General features: G+C 74.8%; 4 protein-coding genes. 2 read left to right on the top strand and 2 right to left on the bottom strand.

The features are described 5' to 3' along the window. Window positions 1-81 precede the first annotated feature (81 nt). Both BM290_RS33690 and BM290_RS33695 read left to right on the top strand, forming a co-directional pair. Window positions 82-2,541, top strand: a complete 2,460-nt coding sequence (locus BM290_RS33690; protein ID WP_093619956.1) for a glycosyltransferase family A protein — start codon at window positions 82-84, stop codon at window positions 2,539-2,541. A 136-nt stretch (window positions 2,542-2,677) separates the two neighbouring features. Beyond that, window positions 2,678-3,142: a CAP domain-containing protein gene (locus BM290_RS33695; RefSeq protein WP_093619957.1), complete on the top strand. Its 465-nt coding sequence runs from the start codon at window positions 2,678-2,680 to the stop codon at window positions 3,140-3,142. 128 nt (window positions 3,143-3,270) lie between these two features. Here BM290_RS33695 and BM290_RS33700 read toward each other — a convergent pair whose 3' ends face one another. Both BM290_RS33700 and BM290_RS33705 read right to left on the bottom strand, forming a co-directional pair. Then, complete coding sequence (locus tag BM290_RS33700; RefSeq protein ID WP_093619958.1) at window positions 3,271-5,247, bottom strand: acyltransferase family protein; 1,977 nt, start codon at window positions 5,245-5,247, stop codon at window positions 3,271-3,273. Continuing rightward, a complete protein-coding gene (locus BM290_RS33705) occupies window positions 5,247-6,281 on the bottom strand; it encodes a class I SAM-dependent methyltransferase (RefSeq protein WP_093619959.1) in 1,035 nt (344 codons plus the stop codon). Before BM290_RS33705 ends, BM290_RS33700 begins: the two co-directional genes overlap by 1 nt. Between the last annotated feature and the right edge of the window lie 89 nt (window positions 6,282-6,370).

Raw genomic sequence — 6,370 nt, forward strand, 5'->3', positions numbered from 1 at the left:
GTCAGGTCAACGAACCGTGCACACCCGGCGTCACGCACCCCCGCCCCGGCGCGTTGATCCTCCAGACAGTCGAGGGGGGCCATGCGCAGGCAGCACACCACACCGGAGGCGTACGGGACGGACCTGCTGGAACGCTACTGGCGGAACCTGACCGCGGTCGCGCCGTCCGGTCCCGCCACGGCCGCCCTGCACACCCGGTCGGCGGGGGTCCGTACGCTGCTGGCGCACGCCGCCGCCCGCCGCCCGGCCGACGAGCTGGTCGCCGCCGCGCGGGAGGGCCGGCTCTTCCCGGACGCCGACCCGTGGGCGCTCGGCGAGCTCGCCCGGGTCGTCATCCTGCAGAACCTGCATCCCGGCGACCGGAGCGACGGCCTGGCCCTGCTCGACTCGCTGCTGCGCACCTTCGGCCCGGCCGGGGTCGCGCCCGTCCACCAGGGACTGCACGCGCAGATCGCGTTCGCCGCCGGTGACCCGGTGCGGGTCGCGAAACTGCTCGCCGACTACCCGTCGGTGCCGGAGCCGATCCGGGCGGCGCTCGCCGTCGACATGGCCACCGAGGACGAGTGGCCGGACCGGTTCGCCGAGCTGTTCGCGCCGCCCGGCCTGACCCTGGTGCCCGCCGACGTCACCGGGTTCGACCGGATCCGGTCGAACCCGGCGCCCCGGCACGGCTCGGCGCACCGGATCACCACGATCGTCACCACGTACCAGCCGGGGCCCGGTCTCGTCACCGCGGTCCGGTCGCTGGTGGCGCAGAGCTGGACCAACCACGAGATCCTGGTCGTCGACGACGGGTCCGCGGCGGGGTACGAGTCCGTCCTGGACCGGGCGGCCTCCCTCGACCCGCGGGTACGGGTCATCCGGATCCCGGCCAACGGCGGCACCTACCGGGCGCGCAACGCCGGACTCGACATCGCCAGCGGCGAGTTCGTCACCTTCCAGGACTCCGACGACTGGTCGCACCCGCTGCGGCTGGAACACCAGGCCGCCCCGCTGCTCGCCGACCCGGCCGTCGTCGCCACCACCTCGGCGGCCATCCGGGTCACCGAGGATCTGGTGGTCACCCGGCCGGGGTTCGCCGAGTTCCGGTCGTACAACCTGTCGTCGCTGATGATCCGCCGGGAGGCCGCGCTCGACCGGCTCGGCTACCTCGACCCGGTCCGCAAGGGCGCCGACGCGGAGTACGTGGAACGCGCGCGCGCGGTGTTCGGCCGGCCCGCGGTCCGCCACCTGGGGAACGAGCCGCTCGCCCTGATCCGGCTCACCACGGGGTCGCTGTCCGGCGCCGACATCGGTCCCGGCTGGATGCATCCGGCACGCCGCGCGTACCTGTCGGCGTTCCAAGCCTGGCACGCCCGCGTCGCCGCCGGCACGGAGACCGCCGTACGGCCACGCTCGCCGCGGGAGCGGCCGTTCGCCGCGCCCCGGGGCCTGGCCGGGGACGCCGGGCTGCGCCGCGCCTCCTACGACGTGATCCTGGCCGGCGACTGGAACGCCCACGGCGACACCGCCTGGCCGGTCGCCGAACGCCTGCGCGCCCTCACCGGGCCCGGCCGTGCCGTCGCCGTCCTGCACCTGGACACTCTCGGCAGCGTCGCGGGCGATCCGGCCCGGCTGGACCCGGCCCTCCAGCAGATGATCAACGCCGGGGAGATCGACCAGGTGGTCCTCACCGACGACGTGCACGCCCGGCTGGTCCTCGTGCACGACCCGGAGGTCCTCGGGTTCGCGCCCGGCGTCCCGTCCGGCATCCGCGCCGCCCGGGTCGTGATCGCGGCCGACCCGTCGTGGACGTCCGCGGCCGCGCACTGCGCCGCCGAGTCCCGCCGCCTCTTCGGCGTCGAGCCGCACTGGGCGCCCGCCGACGCCGCCGCCCGCGCCGACCTCGCCGACGCCCCGTTCAGCGCCCGGCTCACCACCACCGACCTGCCCGGCACCGTCGACCTGCGGCGCTGGCGGCTGCACCGCTCCGGCCCGCGCGCCGACCGCCCGGTGATCGGCCGCATCTGCGCGGGCGGCCCGGCCGAATGGCAGCGCCTGCGCGCCGCCACGTCACCGGCCCTCGACGTCCGCGTCCTGGACCGCAACGAGCCGGCCGCCGCCGTCCCGCACGGCTGGCTCGTCTTCCGGCCGTCCGACCTGGACACCCGCGGCTTCCTGCACCAGCTCGACTTCTACCTGCACCTGCCCGTCGACGAGCGGCTCCCGGCGACCTGCCCGGAAGTCCTGATCGCGATGGCCGCCGGCTGCATCCCGGTGCTCCCCCACCACCACGCCGCGGTCTTCGGCACGGCGGCCCTCTACGCCACGGCCGGCGAGGTGGCGGACGTGGCCACCCGTCTGCACCGCGATCCGGCGGCGCTGCTGGCCCAGAGCGAACGCGGCCTCGCCTTCGTCCGCGAGAACCATCCGCACGCCCGCTACGCCGAGGCCGTCGACGACTTCCTGACGCCCCCGGCGCCCACCGGCGAGGCCATCACCGGCGAGATCATCGCCGCTTCCGGCCAGGTGCTGCCCCCGCTCCCGGCCGCCGGCGCCTAGCGGCCGGGGCGGCAACCGGATGGCGACGAGGAGGCACCTGATCGGCATTCGAGCAGGATGAGAGCGGGCCGAAGAGAACGGTGAGCCCGGCGGTGCAGCCGGGCGCCGTACTCCGGAAGGGTCTCTCTTGCGCTCGATGTTCCGCCGCCTCGCCCTGGCCGCCGTCGCCCCCGCCGCCGCCGTGATGTTCCTCGCGACGCCGGCCCAGGCAGCGACACCGGTCGCGACGTTGCAGGCCGACATCGCGAAGCTGACGAACGTGCAGCGCAAGTCGCACGGCTGCGGCGCCGTCACGGTCAACGCGAGCATCACCCGGGCCGCCCGCGCACACAGCGTGTGGATGGCGAAGACCGGCACGTTCAGCCACACCGGCTCGGGTGGGTCGAGCTTCTCGGCGCGCGTCAAGGCGGCCGGCTACAAGAAGCCGGGCGGCGAGAACATCGCCTGGGGCTACCGGTCGGCGAACGAGGTCGTCCAGGCCTGGATGGCGAGCCCGGGACACCGCGCGAACATCCTGAACTGCAAGTTCAAGACGGTGGGTGTGGGCGCCGCGTACACCGCGAGCGGCACCGCCTACTACACGCAGGACTTCGGTTTCTGACCGGGAGACCTGTCAGGCACGGGCCGGAACCCCCTCCCGGCCCGCGCGGTGCCCCCGCACCGCGAAACGCGCGCCCCCGCCGTCACCCCACGGCGGGGGCGCGCTCTCTTCCGGGCGGGCCGGGAACGTCACCGCAGGTGGGGCTTCAGGAGAGGGGCGACCAGGCGGGCGTACGCCTCCGTCAGATGGTTGCTGTCCCGGTAGACGAGCGTGTCCCCGACGACGAGCGGGCATCGCGCCGTGCACAGCCACGGCACCGGGTCGATCACCGGCACGCCGGAGGCGACCGAGATGGCCCGCAACTGTTCGCGCCACCGGGGCTCGGGCAGCACGTCGGCGCGGGGCACGGCGCAGCGGAAGATCGCTGTGGAGTTGACGCTGAGGCAGTCGGCGGGCGCGACCGTCAGGAACGGCGTGTCGGCGATCATCGTGACCCGGGCGGCGAACCGCTTCAGGGTGGCCAGGGTGCGGACCCAACCGGTCTGCCAGACGGCGTCCGGATCGGCGGGCGGCCCGGTGAGCACCTGCCGGTAGTTGACGCTGGACGAGACGACCAGCAGATCGGGACGTATCCGGCTGATCCGGCCGACCACCTCGGTCCGCCACGTGTCGCAGGCCAGGTAGCGGGCCCGAGCCCGGCGCTCGTCGAGAGCGATCTGGGCGGGGCTGCACGAGCTGCGCGTGAAGCTGTAGAGCCGCCACCCGTTCTGCCGGGCGAGCGACTCCAGGGCGGGGAACCACTGCAGGGCGTGCGAGTCGCCGAAGAGGACGACGGTGCGCCGGCCGGTGGTGTAGGAGCAGTCGCTCTTCGGCCGGAACGGCCCGGTGAGCCCGACGTGGCAGCCGTCGAGCTGGGGCGCCAGCCGCTGCCGGGCCGCGTCGTCGAAGCCGGGGGTCAGGTTGCCGGGCAGGTCGGTGGCGGTGACACCGGTGCCGAGCATCCGTTCGAGGGCGCCGGCCGGGTTGCCGGCGGAGGCGACGGTCAGGCCGGCGTCGGGCGCCACGCCACGGGCCGGGATCTCCGGCGGGTGGAGGACACCGAACCCGGCCAGGGCGGCGGCCGAGACGGAGAGGCCGAGTCCGAGGAGGATCCCCCGGCGGGGCCGTACGGTCCACACGCGATGATGCCGCACCGGATTCTCCAGCAGGTGATGGCTGACGACGGCGAGCCCCAGCGCGGCGGCGGCGACCGCGATCCGGGCGGCCGGGCCGGGCGGGGCGACGAGCAGGAGCGGCCAGTGCCATAGGTACCAGCCGTACGACATGCGGCCGGTCCAGCGCATCGGCCCGGTGCCGAGGAGCCGGTTGCCGCCGGCCGCGATGACCGCCACGGCGCCGAGGACCGGCAGCAGCGCCGCGATCCCGGGGAACCGGGTCGTCGCGTCGAAGAGGACGGCCGCCGTGCCGATCGCCGCCAGACCGGCCCAGCCGAGCCACGGCCGGTCGCGGCGCACCACGACGAGCGCGAGCAGCGCGCCGGCGCCCAGCTCCCAGGCCCGGCCGGCGGCGCCGAAGTACGACGTGGTGTGCAGGCTCCAGGCGAACGAGGCGACCGCGACCGCCGCCATCAGCGCCGGACCGAACCGGCCGCGGGCCACCAGCAGCGGCCACAGCAGGTAGAACTGCTCCTCCACGGCGAGCGACCAGAAGTGCTGGTACGGCGACGGCGCCGGATCGCCGAAGTAGTCGGTCCCGGCCGTGTCGAGCCGCACGTTCATCGTGTAGGTGGCGGCGGCCAGGGCGTCGGTGGCGTAGCCGCTGAACCGGACCGGCGGCGCCAGATACCAGGCCCCGGCCAGGGTGACCACGATCACCAGGGTGGCCAGGGGCAGCAGGCGGACCGCCCGCCGTGCGTAGAACCGGGCCAGCCGGATCCGCCCGGTCGCGGCGTGCTCCCGGCGCAGCAGCCCGGTGATCAGGAAGCCGGAGATCACGAAGAAGACGTCGACCCCGACGAAACCGCCGGCCAGCCCGGGCACCCCGGCGTGGGCCAGGACGACCAGCAGCACCGCGACGGCCCGCAGCCCCTCGATGTCGGGCCGGTGGGCGGGCGGCGCCGTGCCCCGGGCCGGGCGGCTGCGGCGCCGGGGCAGGGTGACGGTCATCAGGCGCGGGCGGCAGCCATCGCCGGCGGCCGGGCGAACGCCAGCACCGCGTGCCGGCCGAGCAGTTCGCCCTCTCGGGTCAGGCCGGTGAACCGCTCGGTCCAGGCGGCCATCGCGGCCTGCTCGTCGGCGCGTCCGGCGTCGTCGAACACGATGGTGGCCCGGTCGGCGAGCCGCTTCTCGATCATGTGCATGGCCGGGTACCGGGCGTCCGCCCCGGTCGCTGCGGGCGGTCCGTCGATCAGGACGAAGTCGATGTCGTGCAGGTCGGCGAGCGCCTCCGGGTCGTACCACGGGTAGTCGCGCCCGTCGATGGCGCACGGGGTGAGCGGCGCGTCCCGTACCACAGCGATCTCGGAAAGGCCGTGGGCCGCGAGCGCCGCGCGGGTCCGCGCCGCGTAACCACCGTCATGGTCCAGCGAGACCAGCCGGCCGCCGGACTTCTCCAGGGCGTAGGCGATCCACACCGACGAGGTGCCGCTGCCCAGCTCCAGGACGAGACGGGGCTGCCGGGTACGGATCAGGTGCAGCAACTCGAGCAGATCGGTCGGGTTGAGCGCGAAGTCGCCGGACGACGGCATCGGGGCCCGCGGGGTGAAGCCCTGGAAGAGCTGCACGGTGGCCTCGAACTCGCGGGGCAGGCCGAGCACCTGGGCGGAGCCGGCCTTCCGGTCGGTGACCTGCTTGACCCGGGCGATGGCCTCGGCCAGTTCGAGGTGCCGGTCACCGGCGGTGAGGCGTTCCCGTTCGACCGCGGCGACCAGGCGGCGCTGCATCTCCTCGACGGTGGTCCGCAGGTCGCGCTGGGCGGCGAGCCCCGCCTTCTGCACCCGGGCGAGCCGCCGGAACAGCAGCATCAGCCCGGCCAGGACGGTGCCGACGAGCAGGGCGAGCAGCGCCGTGGCGATCCCGGTCCGCCCGGTGAGCGCGGTGGCCACGGCGCCGCCGCAGAGGACGCCGGCGACCGACATCACCACGGCCTGGGGACCGGTGAGACGCGGCAGCCTTCGACGGATGCGGCTCATTCTGCTCATTGGTGCACCCTTGTCTCACTCGAGCTGATGGTGGTTCGAGTGCACCGGTGACCGTCGGGCCATCGCCCTGCTCGCTCGACCTTCGAGGT

Source organism: Actinoplanes philippinensis, from assembly GCF_900113015.1.
Taxonomy (GTDB): domain Bacteria; phylum Actinomycetota; class Actinomycetes; order Mycobacteriales; family Micromonosporaceae; genus Actinoplanes; species Actinoplanes philippinensis.